This window comes from Paenibacillus sp. FSL H7-0756 (assembly GCF_038006765.1).
Classification (GTDB): domain Bacteria; phylum Bacillota; class Bacilli; order Paenibacillales; family Paenibacillaceae; genus Paenibacillus_AQ.
This window is the reverse complement of sequence record NZ_JBBOVT010000001.1, coordinates 1,208,830-1,225,663: the sequence shown is the minus strand read 5'-3', so window position 1 is coordinate 1,225,663 and position 16,834 is coordinate 1,208,830. Positions and strand designations below refer to the sequence as shown.

At 54.8% G+C, this 16,834-nt stretch carries 9 protein-coding genes and 1 pseudogene; 6 read left to right on the top strand and 4 right to left on the bottom strand.

The features are described from left to right. The first annotated feature begins 6 nt into the window (after nucleotides 1-6). Nucleotides 7-1,656, top strand: coding sequence for a flagellar assembly protein A (locus NST04_RS05490; RefSeq protein ID WP_341183475.1), 1,650 nt, complete (start codon nucleotides 7-9; stop codon nucleotides 1,654-1,656). Between the two features lie 28 nt (nucleotides 1,657-1,684). Beyond that, nucleotides 1,685-2,659 carry an aldo/keto reductase gene (locus NST04_RS05485; RefSeq protein WP_341183474.1) on the top strand — a complete coding sequence of 325 codons (975 nt, stop codon included), beginning with the start codon at nucleotides 1,685-1,687 and terminating at the stop codon, nucleotides 2,657-2,659. Between the two features lie 99 nt (nucleotides 2,660-2,758). Here NST04_RS05485 and hcp read toward each other — a convergent pair whose 3' ends face one another. Continuing rightward, nucleotides 2,759-4,411: a hydroxylamine reductase gene (hcp, locus tag NST04_RS05480; RefSeq protein WP_341183473.1), complete on the bottom strand. Its 1,653-nt coding sequence runs from the start codon at nucleotides 4,409-4,411 to the stop codon at nucleotides 2,759-2,761. 132 nt (nucleotides 4,412-4,543) lie between these two features. Here hcp and NST04_RS05475 point away from each other — a divergent pair, with 132 nt between their 5' ends. Then, entirely contained in the window at nucleotides 4,544-5,248 is a 705-nt protein-coding gene (locus tag NST04_RS05475) for a Crp/Fnr family transcriptional regulator (RefSeq protein ID WP_341183472.1), read from the top strand. Nucleotides 5,249-5,263: 15 nt separating this feature from the next. Then, nucleotides 5,264-6,670 (top strand): annotated as a pseudogene (locus tag NST04_RS05470) (aldehyde dehydrogenase); the annotation flags it as partial. A gap of 355 nt (nucleotides 6,671-7,025) precedes the next feature. Here the strand turns inward: NST04_RS05470 and NST04_RS05465 are convergent. Continuing rightward, a complete protein-coding gene (locus NST04_RS05465; protein ID WP_341183471.1) occupies nucleotides 7,026-7,391 on the bottom strand; it encodes a DUF6713 family protein in 366 nt (121 codons plus the stop codon). A 166-nt stretch (nucleotides 7,392-7,557) separates the two neighbouring features. Then, nucleotides 7,558-10,521, bottom strand: a complete 2,964-nt coding sequence (locus tag NST04_RS05460; protein WP_341183470.1) for an ABC transporter substrate binding protein — start codon at nucleotides 10,519-10,521, stop codon at nucleotides 7,558-7,560. 219 nt (nucleotides 10,522-10,740) lie between these two features. On the opposite strand from NST04_RS05460, the gene NST04_RS05455 reads away from it, so the two are divergent. Beyond that, a complete protein-coding gene (locus NST04_RS05455; protein WP_341183469.1) occupies nucleotides 10,741-11,718 on the top strand; it encodes a LacI family DNA-binding transcriptional regulator in 978 nt (325 codons plus the stop codon). A gap of 267 nt (nucleotides 11,719-11,985) precedes the next feature. After that, nucleotides 11,986-13,392, top strand: coding sequence for a transposase (locus NST04_RS05450; protein ID WP_341182742.1), 1,407 nt, complete (start codon nucleotides 11,986-11,988; stop codon nucleotides 13,390-13,392). 363 nt (nucleotides 13,393-13,755) lie between these two features. Here the strand turns inward: NST04_RS05450 and pgmB are convergent, their stop codons facing one another. After that, nucleotides 13,756-16,833: a beta-phosphoglucomutase gene (gene pgmB, locus NST04_RS05445; RefSeq protein ID WP_341183468.1), complete on the bottom strand. Its 3,078-nt coding sequence runs from the start codon at nucleotides 16,831-16,833 to the stop codon at nucleotides 13,756-13,758. Nucleotide 16,834 lies beyond the last annotated feature (1 nt).

The following is a 16,834-nucleotide window of genomic DNA, read 5'->3' as shown; positions in this document are numbered from 1 at the left end:
TTGCCATTGATCATACGAAAAAGTGAGGTTACAACCATGCCGCAGCAGGATATCGAACCAAGCCGATATGAATTCGTAGAGTCCCTGATGCTTGAACGTAAAGGTCTCCTGGATTCATTCTCTGTGGAGGGCCGGACTTCTGACGGGACAACTGGAGATAAGAATGGAATTATCCTCGTGCAGGACAACCAGATATTCATTACTCCCCCGCTCCCCGGAGGCGCTCCCGCCCGCATTTCTGCGATCCACCCTGTTGTCCTGAAGATCAACTGGAAGACCGTTACAGAGCCAACCGAGGTGACCAAGTCAGATTATATTACCTGGGAGATCTGCGAGAAGCCGCAGTATGAAATTACCGTATCGCCTGACAAGCTCAAGGTCCACTTCACTTTATACCGTGCAGAGAAGTACGCCTGGAATCTGGTTAACTGTCCCGCCGCCTTCGAGGCGGTCGTCCGTGCCCAGCCCAACCCGGCGGTGCTGCTGTCCACGCTCACCATAGAACAGATTATTTCTTCACTGGACAACCGTTTCATTCTGCGCAGCCTGAACATTCCCGCCCTGTACGCGGAGCTGGAGAATCCTACATATCTTCCCGTATGCATCGCAGAAGGAAGAGCTCCGCTGCCCGGCAAGGAAGCCCGGCTGGAATTCCTGCTGCCGGAGCATACACTGGAGGGGAACAGAATGCTTGGGGGACAGGAATCCCCCGCTCAGAAGCCTGCGGAACCCTTGGAGTATCTCCGTTTCCCGGGAGCTCCCTTTACCTTTGCAGGTGAGGTCTTCGCCCGCAAACTGCCGCCGGAGGAAGGCATTCCCGGCCTCGACACAGACGGAAGGGTTCTGCCCCCTCCCCCGCCGCAGGATATCTACTTTGCTGCCGGCAATCATGCCAAGCTCCTTCCCTGCGGTAATATCGTAGCCAACCACACAGGCAGACCCCGCATCTGCGGAGGAAGCGGCAGCATCCGGATCTGCGACTTCCCTCCGCTCTGTCTGCTGACCAGAGAGATGACAGAGCCTGCGGGCGACGTTATGTTCGCAGGCGACATTATTGTACCGGGAGATCTGGAAGGATCTGTACGGATCGAAGCCCTGGGGAATGTGTACGTCTATGGCGATATCCGCCAATCTACGATTATAGCCACCGGCAGTATTTATGTTAGCGGCCAGGTTACCGGCAGCGGCCTGTACGCCGGATATGCCGGGGTACAGCAGCATCGTCTGCACAGCCTCGCAGGACTGCTGCGTATAGAAGTGGACGGACTGCGTGAGGCGGCACGCCAGCTGGCCAAGAACGTAGAGTCCCGGCAGCAATCGGTGAATTACGGTCTGGTGGTCATGCTGCTGCTGGAGGATAAATACAACCACCTCGATAGCCTGATCCGCGATCTTGAGGCTACCCTGAGCCGTATGAACGGAGAGTTCGGCTCCGGCACAGACCCGCTCCGGCATATGCTTGAGGTGTTCACCCACCCGGGGCAATTCACCGGATACATTACGGATAGTGTCCTAAGCAGCTTCTCCAGGCTGCTCCTCAAGCTGGGCGAGGAGATCGAACTGCTCGAGGAGGAGCATGCAGTAATTAATCTCGCCCGTTCGCAAGGCAGCCGCCTGGAGTCCGGCGGCAAGCTGCTTGTGCGGGATTCTTGTTAAGTACTACTAGATAAGGAGAAGTGAGAGCATGCGATATAACCGTCTAGGCAATAGCGGCCTTCAGGTGTCCGCCCTGGGTCTTGGAACCAATTCATTCGGTAAACGGGCAGATCAGGAGACCTCGGTCCGCATTCTGCACACCGCTATGGGTCAGGGCATCAATTTCATCGATACCGCCAATATCTATGCCGGCTCTGAATCGGAGCGGATCATCGGCCTTGCGCTTGAGGGCAGACGCCATAACGCAGTGCTGGCGACCAAAGCCGGATTGCCGAAGCATGAGGGACCCGGCGGCAGCGGCTCTTCGCGCCATCACCTGATGCAGGAGCTGGAGGGCAGCCTGCGCCGGCTGAAGACTGACTATGTGGATCTGTATCAGATCCACACCTTCGACCCCTACACACCGCTGGAGGAAACGCTGCGCACGCTGGATGATCTGATCTCCGCAGGCAAGGTGCGGTATATCGGAGCCTCCAATTATGCCGCCTGGGAGCTGATGAAGGCGCTTGGAATCAGCGAAGCCCGCAGCTGGGCGAAATACATCTCTATCCAGTGCAGCTATTCGCTGGCTGACCGCACGCCCGAGGCCGAGCTGCTTCCGCTCTGCCTGGATCAGGGGCTGGGCATCATCCCCTACTTCCCTCTGGCGGGCGGTATCCTTACCGGCAAATATGCCGGCAGCGGCAAGGCCCCTGCCGGCTCCAGAGCAGAGACCGATCCGAACTTCCGCCGCTTTCTTACCCCGGAACGCATCTCGCTCGGGGAGCAGGTTCAGGCCATTGCGGAAGGGCTGGGCACCTCACCTGCGGCTCTATCCCTGTCCTGGCTGATGAACCGGCCCGCCGTCTCCACGGTGATTGTCGGCGCGACTACAGTAGAGCAGGTCCAGCATAATTTGCAGAGTCTCTCTGCTTCGCCGGATGCGGAGGTACTTGAGCAACTTGACCAGGCTAGCGCCGCCTTCCGCACCGGCGAGCCGTTTGCGGTCTACCGGCTGCCATAAGCGCTGACGGTAACGTTCATATCTATACACACAAAGCGAGCCCCCGTATACATATACGGAGACTCGCTTTTGTGTTTTTTGGCTCATATTGAATTTGTATTATACCGCAGCGATGAACCGCTCCATATCTTCCTGTACGGTAGTAATACCGCCGATACCAAAGGTATCTACCAGAACCTTGGCTACATTAGGCGACAGGAAGGCCGGAAGCGTAGGGCCCAGATGAATGTTCTTCACGCCCAGATGCAGCAGCGCCAGCAGGACGATCACCGCTTTTTGCTCATACCAGGCAATGTTATAGGAGATCGGAAGATCGTTAATATCCGCAAGACCGAAGACTTCCTTCAGCTTAAGCGCTATAACTACAAGAGAATAGGAGTCATTGCACTGGCCGGCATCAAGCACGCGCGGAATTCCGCCGATATCGCCAAGCGCCAGCTTGTTATATTTGTATTTGGCACAGCCTGCGGTAAGGATCACCGTGTCACTGGGCAGCTCTGCTGCGAAGTCGGTGTAATAATTCCGGCTCTTCATCCGTCCGTCGCAGCCGGCCATGACGAAGAATTGCTTGATCGCGCCGCTCTCTACCGCTCCAACCACCTGATCTGCCACATTCATTACAGCCGCATGGGCGAAGCCGCCGACAATCTCTCCGGTCTCAATCTCTACCGGAGCACTGCAGCTCTTGGCCTGCTCGATCAGAGCTGAGAAATCCTTCTCACCATCAGTGCCTGCCGCGATATGCTGAATTCCCGGATAACCGGTGTTGCCTGTCGTGTATAGCCGGTCTTTGTAGCTGTCCTTCGGCGGTACAATGCAGTTGGTGGTCATCAGAATCGGACCGTTAAAGCTGGCAAATTCCTCATTCTGCTTCCACCAGGCATTGCCGTAGTTGCCTACGAAGTGGCTATATTTCTTGAAGGCGGGATAGTAGTGGGCCGGCAGCATCTCACTGTGCGTATACACATCCACTCCGGTACCCTCGGTCTGCTTCAGCAGCGTCTCCATATCCTTGAGGTCATGACCGCTAATCAGAATACCGGGGTTTGTACCTACACCAATATTGACTTTGGTAATCTCAGGGTTGCCGTAGGCTGCGGTGTTCGCACGGTCAAGCAGGGCCATTACATCCACGCCGAACTTGCCGCATTCCAGCACCAGGGCTGTCAGCTCGCCGCCGCTCAGACTGTCATCCAGGGCAGCAGCCAAGCCTTTTTCCATAAAAGCATGTGCGCCCGCTTCATAGAAGCCCAGCACTGCGGCATGCTCCATGTAAGCAGCCATTCCCTTCAGGCCATAGGTCAGCAGCTCGCGCAAGGAACGGATATCCTCATGCTCCGTAGCAAGCACGCCCACCGTTGCCGCCTTCTCCATCAGCTCTTCATCGGTCACCGCATTCCAGTTCGCCGCGTCATGCTCCGATAAATGGGCCATCACTCCGGCATCGGCCACTCTGCTGCGCCACAGGTCCCGCAGGGCCAGTCCTTCCCGAACCTTCGCCGTGAAGAATTCCGGCACAAAGTTGGCATTGGTAATCGTAGCGAACAAGCTCTCTATAATGAATTTCTCCGTTACCGGATCGGTGATCCCCAGTTCGCGCCCGCTGCGCGCGAAGACGGCAATGCCTTTGAGTGTATATACCAGAAGATCCTGCAGATTCGCTACCTCACTAGTCTTGCCGCACACCCCCTGAATCGTACAACCCGTCCCCTTAGCTGCCTCCTGACACTGGAAACAAAACATTTCGCTCATTACCTGAATCACTCCTTATCATTATTGGAACCGCTCTGTGCCTCGCCTTTACAGTTACCAATAATTGTAGTAGACTTTCGTCTATCAATCGGTAACGAATGTTACCAATCACTACACATCGGGAGGAAAAGTATGAGACCGGAGCCTGCTACACTGCAATCCTGCCTGCTATTTCGCGGAAAGTCCGCAGAAGAGATCGGACAGCTGCTGGATACACTGGCTTACGCTGTCAGCTCCTACCACAAGAATGCGATTATTCTGGCAGAGGGTGATCCGGCAGACCGGCTCGGGATTCTGCTCTCCGGCCGCATCGAGGTGCAGAAGACACACCCCACCGGCAGCAGTGTGACCATCGCGCATCTGAAGGAGGGACAGACCATCGGCGAAGCCGTATTATTCCGCAGGAATAACACCGTGCCCGCCACCGTCACGGCCACTGGCCCCTGCAAGGTGATGTTCATCAGCAAGCAGGAGCTGCTGAGATTATTCGCGGCCGACACCGATATCCTCACCCGCTTCATCGAGAATCTGTCCGAGCGGCTGGTGCTGGTGAACCGGAAGATCGAGAACCTGTCCGCCGGTCCGCTGCGCCGCCGTATCGTAGACTTCCTGCTGGAGCAGGGAGAGCAGCAGGAATCCGATACCTTGAAGCTTCCCTTCAGCCGGAAGGAATGGGCCGAGCATATGAATACCGCCCGCCCTTCCTTGTCGCGGGAGCTGGGATTCCTGCGCGATCAGGGCTGGATCGAATTCAAGGGCAATGAAATCACCCTGCTGAACCGGAGCCGGATGCAGGATTACATCCAGACTCTGCCCTCTTCAGCAGGTAATCTGTAGGAACCGCAAACGACCGAGGAGGATACAAGCATGCCACCGTCCACTGCAGGGCAGATTGACCAACTGCTGGCTGAGCACAGACAATGGTTCGCCAGCGGAGTTACGAGAACCCACGGCTTCCGGCTGGAGCAGCTTCGGAAACTGAAGGAGGCCATCTCACGCAATGAAACCCGGATTATTGCTGCACTGAGCCAGGATTTGCATAAAAGCGAGTTTGAGGCTTATGCCACAGAGATCGGATTCACGCTGGACAGCATCGGCTATATGATGAAGCATCTACGGCGCTGGATGAAGCCGGTGAAGGTAGGCTCACCACTGCATCTGTTTCCGGCGCGGAGCAGAATCATAGCCGAGCCTTACGGAACGGCGCTAATTATCGGGCCGTTCAACTACCCGTTCCAGCTGCTGATCGAACCGCTGATCGGTGCTATCGCCGCCGGGAACTGCGCCGTACTGAAGCCCTCCGAGAGTACACCCGCTACCTCCGCTGTCATCGAGGATATGATCCGGGAGACTTTTGATCCCGCTTATATCCGGGTAGTACAGGGCGAGAAGGAGACGACGAATCTGCTGATTCATGCGGCATTCGATTATATTTTTTTTACCGGAAGTGTGCCTGTAGGCAGAATTGTTATGGAAGCGGCGGCGAAGAACCTGGTGCCCGTCACCCTTGAGCTGGGCGGCAAAAGCCCGGTAATCGTAGACCGGAGTGCTGACCTGGAGACCGCCGCGAAACGGATTGTCTGGGGGAAGCTGATCAATGTGGGGCAGACCTGTATTGCGCCTGATTATCTGCTGGTCCACAGCGAGGTGGCAGCGGAGCTGATTGAGCGGATGAAGCGCTGCATCACCGATTTCTATGGCACCGACATCCGGCATAACACAGACTATGGGCGGATCGTGAATGAACGCCAGCTGCGGCGGATCGGAGAGATGCTGGAACGGGACCGCGATAAGCTGATTCTGGGCGGGACAGTGATCCCTGAGGAGCTGTATATCGAGCCGTCCTTGATCTATCCGGCGGAATGGAGTGACGCTTCCATGGAGGACGAGATCTTCGGGCCTGTGCTGCCAATTATGGAGTATACCCGGCTGGAGGAAGCCATCCGGAGCATCAACGCCCGTCCGAAGCCGCTCGCTCTCTATCTGTTCACCCGCGATAAGCAGGTGGAGCAGCAGGTGATGACCGGGGTGTCCTTCGGCGGCGGCTGCATCAACGATACCATCTCCCATGTAGCCAGTACCCGGCTGCCGTTCGGCGGTGTCGGGAACTCCGGGATCGGCGGCTACCACGGCAAATACAGCTTCGACCTCTTCTCCCATCACAAAAGCATTGTTAAGCGGGGCACCCGGCTTGACCTCGGCATTGTCTACCCGCCTTACGGCAGCAAGGTCAAGCTGGCGCGGAAGCTGCTGAAGTAGTGCGGGGCGAGACGAGTAGCGCCATTGTCACGTGAATTGCCGGTTTAGAAATTCTGCCCATAATGCAACATTCCCCTGTTTATTTCGGCTCAATTTTAAAAATGTTGCACAAAAGGAAGCATTTCCTCTTCCCCAAGCGGGTTAACGGTACAATTGATGCAATTTGTACAACAAGCCGCATGAACACATGGCATCTTGGGCTTCAAGTTGCAACAATTACAACACTTCCTCTGATGCAGCATGTATTTAACCAATTAGAAACGGCTGCACCGTCCTTTTAAAGGACGGTGCCGTTTGATTTACTCATTTGGCCTGCGTCCAGTGATTTCAAGTGCACTATAGGTGGCTGATGCTGCTACAAATACATTAACCCAACAAGATGCAACAAACCCAATAGGCCCATTGGATATATAATTAATCTAGAGTATAGGTTCTTGAAATTATTACTTGGATGCTTCTCAAAGAAAAAATGGGCGATCGAGTGAATAATTAAAAATATGTCTATTATAACGAAAGATAACAGCTGTTGACTTATAAATGAAAACAGTAACAAGGCATACAACGGCAGATGCAAAATTGTGAATACTTTAAAGGCACGTTCATCTGTCAACTCTCTCAGGAAGATAAACATCCTCCATTCTCTGGCTCTGATTGCATCCATTTCGTGCACAAGCAAGAGAGCAAAATTAATCGAAAAAATCGTTAGTAAAATTGATGACAAGCCTACACCTCACTTATTGATATACTCAGAGTTAATTACATCATAAATAGATAGTTACGTTTCGGGACACGGAAAGGTTCCGGTGAACTACATAATCCCACTTCTTCCCCATGTTGCCGTATTACTCTGTGAGAAAACCCGGACTTCTTCGGTTCACAGCTTAATCTCAACCCGCCATCCGCCCCGCCACCCAGCCCGCGACCTCTTTCTCCGGAATAGGCTTGCTGATATAGTAGCCCTGAATTTTGTCACAGCGGGTCCGCTCCAGAAAAGCAAGCTGCTCCGGGGTCTCCACCCCTTCAGCCGTAACGTTCAGTCCCATATCATGGCCGATGGTGACGATGGAGCTGGCCAGCGACATATTGTCCGGGGTATCGATGCTGTCGATGAAGGACTTGTCGATCTTCAGGGTAGTAATCGGGAGCTGCTTCAGATAGCTGAGTGAGGAATAGCCCGTTCCGAAGTCATCCAGCGCAATGCCAATGCCTCTCTCCTTGAGCGCCTCCAGCTTGGAACTGATCGCCTCGAAGGATTCCATGAAGATCGACTCCGTAATCTCCAGCTCCAGATACTCCGGCGCAAGCCCGGTATCTTCCAGCACGCTCAGCACCATCTCCGTGAAGTCATCCAGCATCAGCTGAATGACCGAGATATTAACCGAGATATGATAGCCCTCATAGCCCTGATTCTGCAGATCCTTGGTGAACCGGCAGGCGGCGCGCAGCACCCACTCACCTATGGGGACGATCAGGCGGCAATCCTCGGCAATCCGGATGAAGGATAAGGGGGAGACGAAGCCGAGCACCGGGCTGTTCCAGCGGATCAGCGCCTCGAAGCCCCACAGCTCACCTGTGCCGGTATCCACCAGCGGCTGGTAATGCAGCGACAGCTCATTATTGGATACCGCGCTTCTTAAGTGATTCTCAATAATCATCCGTTCGTCAAAATACCGCTGCATCTCCTGCCCGTAGATCATATAGCTGCCCTTGCCCGCTTCTTTGGCCTTGTACATGGCAATATCGGCATTCTTCAGCAGCTCTTCCGCATTCCCTCCGTTCTCCGGGTACCCTGCAACTCCAATACTGGCTGAGATATGCACCACACCCGCATGAAGCTGGAACGGCTCCTTGAAGCTCTGTACCAGGGAATCCGCATAGCGGATCACCTCACCCGCCTCTGCCACATCCTTGAACAGAATCACAAACTCATCGCCGCCGAAGCGAAAATGCTTACTGCGCCCGTCAGAGAGGCTAAGCAGCCGTTCACCGACCTGCACCAGCAGCTCATCCCCGAAGGTATGGCCCATGGAGTCATTAATGTACTTGAAGTTATCGATATCCAGGAAGAACAGCGCCGCATGGCCGCCGGAATGCTCTTCAATGAACCGCTGCAGCTCCTCGGATAACGACAGCCGGTTCGGCAGACCGCTAAGCACGTCGTTATAAGCCAGCAGCCGGTACTTCTCCTCACTGATCTGCAGCAGCGCCTGATTCTCCACCACCTTGTTATACTGCTCCAGCAGCTCATCCTGCAGAGCAGTCAGCTCCTCATAGGTCGATTCCAGCTCCTGATAGCTCGTCTGCAGCTTGCTCTCATAGCCTTTGCGGTCCGTGACATCCACCATCGATCCGGCAAACCGGATATATCCGCCGCCCGCATTACGCAGCACCTTGCCCCGCGCCTGAAACCACTTGTATTCGCCTGTCTTGCTGCGCATCCGGTATTCAGCGTAGTAGTAAGAAGAACGACCCTCCAGATGCTGGATGCGCAGCCGGTTCTCCTGCTCGGCATCCTCCGGATGGAGGATATCCCGCCAGCCGCCGCGGCTCTCATTCAGCTCATCCCGGGCATATCCGAGCACCTCATACCAGCTGTCCGAGAAGTAATAGATCATCGTAGACATATCAACGTCCCAGATTACCGCATCCGAGCCGTAGGTTGCCAGGCTGAAGCGTTCATTGCTTTTTTCCAGGTTGCTTCTAATCCTTCTGACCAGCTGCACATAGAATAACAACACCATAATGAAGGTTACCAGCACCGCAAAAGCAGCCACGATGCTTAGCACCAGCACCTTGTAGGTCTGATAGAAGGAGAACGGCTCGTTAATCACTTCGCTGCCCTTCGGCAGCTTCTCCGGCGATATCTTGAAGCGCTGCAGCTCATTATAATCAAATACCTTACGTACATTGCTGTCGGTCACTACCGGGATATCTCCGGCATGCTCTCCCTTCAGGATACGCTGCGCCAGACCGGCCGCTGCCTGCCCCTGCATTCTGCCGCTGATCAGACCGCCGCCGAAGGCGCCATGGTTCAATGCAAAATCGTAGATATGGTACACCGGAACACTGCTGCTCTTGCCCAGCTCGCTTGCGAACCTGTCGAACTCCACAATTCTTCCGGTAGAGTCACTATAATATGTAGTCATCAGTATAATACTGTCCGGGGACAGCGCCGATGCCGTAGCTTTGATCTGTTCCATGGACAAGCGGTTCATAGGGAACAGCGCAAGCCCCGGATTCAAGGAGCTAATCTGATCCATCACCATCCGGCCGGTCGACAGCCCGCTCTCCGAATTATCGAAGACGACATACACCTTTTTCAGCGAAGGGTTAAGTTCCATGGCCATACGGATGGTGGGGGAAGCATCGATTTTCTCAATAACGCCTGTCATGTTGCGCTTATCCGGGAGGCTGTCCACCCCCAGCTCGTTGACCCCGCTGAAAATAATCGGAGCATCGTTCAGAAGCTCATGGCGGTATTTCATCGCGAAGCTCAGCGCCGCATCGTCCGTTGTAATGATCGTATTAATATGGATGTTCTGATACTTGAAGCGGATGGTTTCGTAGAAATGCTCGAGGTTCCCCTGCGTGGGGTACCTTTTCCAGTCCATGTATTCGGTGTAGATGACGGGAGGATTAGCGGTATCTTTGAGACGTTCCTCTATTCCTGCACTTTGGTCATCGGTCCAGGCGAAGCCCTTCTGATAGGAATGCAGCACCAGCACGTTCCGGGCGGGAAGCTCCTCGGCTGCGGCGAATGCAGCTCCTGCCGGGCCTGTCGTATACAGGAAGATCAGCAGAGGCACAAGCAAGCTTCTTAACAACCTGAGATGAATATGATCTACACTCATTCGCACACTCCCGTTCATCTATCTCATAATCGGAATCTGACAAGTCGAAGGATAATGTATACATGGGGCTTTATTACGGGGACTGCTTTGATACAATTATAGGGGGAAAAGGTGTTTTTAGAAACAACAAAAAGCGACAGCAGCCGCCCCAATTGGACAGAGCCGACCGCTCACGTTAGAATGAATCTGCAGTTGACTGCTCAGACAGGAGGCCTGGCCATGCCGACCATCAAAGACGTTGCGCTGAAGGCTGGCGTATCGGCAACCACCGTATCCCGGGTACTGAACAACAGGGGTTACTTAAGCGAGGAATTGAAGCACAAGGTGCACCAGGCGATGGAGGAGCTGAATTACCGGCCGAACGAACTAGCCCGCTCCCTTAGCCGCTCCAAATCCAACATCATCGGACTGATTATTCCGCATGTGTCTTTGCCTTTTTTCGGCGAATTGACCAGTCATATTGAAGAACATGCCTACCGCGAAGGCTATAAGCTGCTGCTCTGCAATTCGTGGCAGGACAAGCAGAAGGAACAGGAATACATCCACATGCTGCGCGCAAGCCGGGTAGACGGCATTATTATGGGCAGCCATACGCTGGAGGTGGAAGCCTACCGGCAGATGAATCTGCCGCTGGTGACGTTCGACCGGCAGATCTCACCGGATATCCCTTATGTCTGCTCGGATAATTATGAGGGAGGCAAGCTGGCGACAACTCTTCTGATTCAAAAAGGCTGCCGGCACCTCGCCCATATCGGCGGGCATCCCAAGCTGAACATCTTATCCCATCTGCGCTGCGTGGCCTTCGAGGATATGGCGAAGCAGCACAGCCTGGAGTATGTCACCCTCCATACGGACAACAACAGCTTCGACTTCGAAGCCTACGAGCAGCTGCTCGGGCAGCTCTTCCTGGAGCATCCTGAGGTGGACGGGATTTTTGCGGGCAGCGATATCATCGCCGCCTATGCCCTGAAGGCCTGCCGCACCAGAGGACGGCGCGTCCCGGAGGATGTGAAGATCGTCGGCTATGACGGCATTATGCTCCGCAGCCTGCTCGACCCGCCGATCACCACCATCCGCCAGCCGATGGAAGCGATAGGCCAGCTGGCCGTGGATCTTATTCTGCAGCAGGTGCAGGGCCAGAGCGTGGCCGCTGCGCATATTTTGCCTGTGGAGCTGGAGGAGGGAGGGACTACTTGAGGGGGATACTTGAGCGGGCTACTTAACTGCATTCTGTACAACTATATCGTCTGATGTAACGCCGAAAAACCGTTTAGCTGTATTTCGGAGACAATTTCATAATTCAAAACCCTTGCTATATCTGGTTTTTTTGAGCATAGAAAAAGGAGTACCTCCCCAAATTCTCGAAGTTATAGGCGACGAAACCAACACCCGAGAAGAAAAGAGGTAATCCCTATCTATTCTATTCGACAAGAAGAACTGTTTTCCTTTGAGGAATTGCTCCAGATGGCTCCGGAAGATAAATACAGCCAAATCTTTGAACACTTACATTTAGCTCCAGTTCTATTCGCACTGGGGAAAAAGAGCCATCGCGGACGGCCTGAAAAATTAAACGTACCTGCCATGATCTACTCGCTGCTGATTGCTAAAATGGAGAACATCGAGTTTGTCTCTGCCTTGGTCCGGCGATTGAATCATAGCAACGAATTTCGAGTCCAGTGCCGGTTTACGGGCTCGGACAACATTCCCAGCCAGGCCTCCTATTCTCGTTTGATTCATGCGCTGGAGCAAACGGGAATGCTGGAACAACTGCAGGATCGCCTAGTCACATCTGCCCTAGAAGAAGGGTTTGTGAGCGGCACCCATCTTGCTGTGGATTCCTCCATGGTCGAGGCGTGGGATTGCCAATTTAGCGAATCGGCCTCCAAGCGTCGTGCGGCTCGCCGGGAGCAAAAGAAAGGTGAAGCTCCGGTGGCTGAACAACTTCAGCTCGAACATTCCGAGCCTGAGCCGAAGACGGTGAACAAGCCGCTGAAGAAACCCAGGTATAGCAAGCCTGGTCGTCCGTCCCCGGCGGAAAAGGAACGTCGGCGCGAGGAAATGGAAGCTTATGAACAAAGTCTCGGACCGTTCCAGAAAACCATTGAAGCGATGTTGCCCTACACGTACGATGAACTGCTGACCGCGTTGCCCCGGCATGCTGCGCGTTGTGACAAGAAAAATACGAAGGGCCGAATGACCAGCTATTACGGGTTCAAGGCGAATCTGCTGGTCGACACGGACAGCCAGTATATCCTAAGCGGCCTCTGGAGTTCAGCCCATCCGAATGACCAGCGTATGGCGGTCGTCCTTCTCAAAGGCCTGCTCCTGAAGTTTCCCATGCTAAAGGTCAAGCATATCTTGGGCGACAAGGGCTACGACTGCGCGGCAATCTACCAGTTGATTCATTCGCTCGGCGCCTATCCTGCGATTTCTCTGATTCACCACAAAGACCCGCCTGCGGGAATGAATCTGGATTACACGCCGGTGTGCGCTCAAGGGCATGCGTACCGTTACGACAGTTTTGAGGCCAAATATGAGACCCTGAAGTACACCCGGCCTAGTGAATGCCAAGGCTGTGCGCTGTCCGGTACCTCTTGCCAAAAAGTGTTTAAAATTCGCATCCAAACGGATTTGCGTTTGCATACCTATCCCGCCAGAGGCAGCGAAAGTTTTACCACGCTATACAACAAGCGGACGGCCGTGGAGCGTGTATTTGCCTATCTCAAAGAGTATTTCGGGTTGAAACGCACACGCCACCGCGGTGTCCGGGCAAGTGTCGATTTCCAGCTCAGTACGCTCGCGTACAATTTGAGCAAGTTTGCGTTAGACAAGTTGAACCAACAGTTGAAAGACTCCCAGCAAGTAGCCTGATTTTTTAAAAATTGATTTTAGATTTTGGCCAAATCTTGCTATTTAGCAAACTGAATTATGAAATTGACTCTTTCGTACAACTAAAATGCCAGCCATACCCTGTTCCCGCCCTTTTGGGCAAATTTAGTTGTACAGACTACACTTAGAAGAAGAACTCCTGCCTTTTACGGTTTTTAATTGTACAGAATACATCTATCGCCGAAAGTTGGCCTCGAACAAAACTCCATACAGTGCCGCATTTATGAGTGTAGCCGAACAAGCCTCTGCATAGCTGCAGAGGCTTGTTTAATCTCATAGTAAATGAAGTGTAATATGAACGAAATCAACTTTTGAGTAAATAACGTTCTATTCCCCGCCGGCGGCCTAACGCGCGAACAGCTCAAGCAGCTTCACGGCATCCAGCTCCGCCGTAGAAGGCAGCACCAGGTCGGCCGCGCCAAGCTGCCCGGCCGCGCCGATGCCTACAGCCTTCATGCCCGCCGCCCGGATCGCGGCCACGCCTGCGGCTGCATCCTCCACGCCGATGCAGTTGCCCGGCGGAACACCCAGCTGCTCTGCCGCCTGCAGGAAGATCTCCGGGTCGGGCTTGCCCTTCCGGAGCACAGCCGGGTCGGCAACCGCCTGGAACCACCGGGCTGCGCCGAGGCGCTCCAGAATCAGCGGCGCATTCAGGCTGGCCGAGGCCAGCCCCACAGCGATTCCCCGCCCGTGCAGGGAATCGAGCAGCTCCCGGATACCCGGCAGGAGGTCCGCCGGGGTGATACGCCCGATCATCTGCCGGTAATGATCGTTCTTCTTCTCCGCCAGCCGGAGCTTCCCGGCTTCAGACAGCTTCACATAGTCGCTGCCCTCCAGTACGATCTCCAGCGATTCCATCCGGCTGACACCCTTTAGCCGTTCATTCTTTTCCCGGCTGAAGGGTATACCCAGCTCATCCGCGAGGGCCTGCCAGGCCAGATAATGAGCCTCGGCGGAATCTGTAATCACACCGTCGAGATCGAGGATTACAGCCTCCAGCCGGTGCACCAGCGAAATCCTCACCGGCTCCTGCGGAAGCAGCCGCAGCGGCTGCTTCTTATGCCTGATCTCAAGCGTCGTTCCCTCCAGCAGCGTATACACTACCGCTTCACGTTCAACGAAGATATCCAGCAGTTTACCACCCACTGTAACCTTAAAGCGGTAGCTCTCCCACTGCTCCGGCAGGACAGGGGCAAAACTCAGCTCCCCCTGAGCCAGCCGCATGCCCCCAAAACCATTCACAATCGACATCCAGGACCCGGCCATCGCTGCCATATGCAGCCCGTCCTTGGCATTGTGGTTGATATCGTCCAGATCCATCCGCACCGTGCGGCCGAAATAACGGTATGCCCCGGCCAAATCTCCGATCTCCGCAGACATAATACTGTGGATACAAGGAGACAGCGAGGAGTCATGCGTCGTTAACGGCTCATAATAATGATAGTTGCGGAGCTTATCCGCCAGGCTGAACTTATCCCCGAGCAGGAACAGCGCCATAATCAGGTCGGCCTGCTTCAGCACCTGATGCCGGTAGATTACAAGTGGATGATAGTGGAGCAACAGCGGATATTTATCCGCAGGCGTATGCTCGAAATCCCATTTTTGCTTACTCAGGAAGGTGTCATCCTGGGCATAAATGCCGAGCCCCTCGTCAAAAGGAATGAACATGCCTGCGGCGGCATCCCTCCAGCCCTCTGCCTCTTCCACGGATAGCCCTATCGCCTGCCGCAGCCGTTCGTAATCCGCCGGATAATCCCGCTGAAGCAGCAAAGCTGTCTCATAGGCATACTGGAGCTGATCCTGCACCATGAGATTGGTATAAGCATTGTTATTCACAATCGCTGTATATTCATCCGGCCCTGTTACTGCATCGATGCAGAAGGCCCCTCCTCGCGCGGGGTTATAGTGGCCCAGATCGGCCCAGAACCTTGAGGTCTCGAACAGTATCTCCGCACCCCGGCTAACCAGAAAATCTATATCACCGGTCGCCTGGACATATTGCTTCAGGCCGTAGGCAATGTCGGCGTTAATATGCGCTTGGGCAGTGCCTGCGGGGAAGTAGGCAGAGTTCTCCTCGCCGTCAATGGTCCGCCACGGGTACAGCGCCCCCTTCTGCGACATGACTGCTGCCCGTTCCCGCGCCTTACCGAGCGTTGCATACCGGAAGTCCAGCAGCGCCCGTGCGATCCCCGGCTGCGTGAAGGTGAAGAACGGCAGCATGTACATCTCCGTGTCCCAGAAATAATGCCCCTCATAGCCTTCGCCGGTTAAGCCCTTGGCTCCGATATTCGTTGCTCCGTCCCGGCCCACGGATTGCAGCAGCTGATAAGCATTGAAGCGGATGCCCTGCTGGAGTGCAGGATCACCGCTAATCTCCACATCAGTCTGAGCCCAGAATCTGTCCAGATACGCCTGCTGCTCCCCGGCCAGACCGGTGAAGCCCAGCTCCTTGGCCAGCGCCAAGGCTGCAGCACTCCGGCCGGGCAGCTCCTCCTCCCCATAGTCCCTGGAGGTGTGATACGTTATATATTTGGTAAGCGTCACAGTCTCTCCGCTGCGCACAGCAGCGGCATAACAGACGGAGATGCGCTGAGCGGTCAGCTGGTGGCCCATCCCGCGCCCGGACTTCGCCTGCAGCGCATGGCTGACAGCGGTCAGCAGCGCGAAGCGTGTATGCCGGGTCCGCTGCTTCATCCACAGGTCCCCGGATACTTCGTCATAACCGGTGTCCTCCAGCAGCAGGCTGGGTAAAGCGCTGCCCGCTCCCAGCCTAGGATCATCCGTTGCCTCCGGCCGCCGGATCTCGCCGTCCACCACAGAATCGAACTTCAGTGTCCCGGAGAAGTTCAACGCCGTCACGGCATAGTCGATAGCGGCCAGATGCTTGTGCGTCAAGGCAACCATCCGGCGGATCACCAACAGCACCCGGTGCCCGGCGGGAGATTCCCACTCCAGCTCGCGGTGCAGCATGCCGCTCCGCATATCCAGCCGGCGCTTATACCGGTGTAGCTTCCCCTGATCCAGCCGGAATTCATGGCCTTCGATGCTGAGCCGGATGATACGGGCATCGCTCACATTCAGCATCGCCTGGTTGCGGGAGGGATACCCGAAGGCTCCCTCAGGATAGACAACCGGCTCAGAATCAAAGAAGCCGTTCAGATAGTTTCCGGCTACCGAAGTCCCCGCGTTGCCGTGATAGCCTTCCTCGAAATTCCCGCGCATGCCGATATAACCGTTGCCGAGTGCGAAGACACTCTCGCTCCGCTGATTGTATTCATCCTCGTAGTGTTCCTCTTCAATACTCCACTCCCTGTAAGGATATAAGGCGGCAGGATGCTCACAGGACTTCATCTTTATTTTCGTCCCCGTGCGTATATCCGTGCCTATCTCCGTACTTTTCTCCGTTCTTGTCTCCGGTCTCATC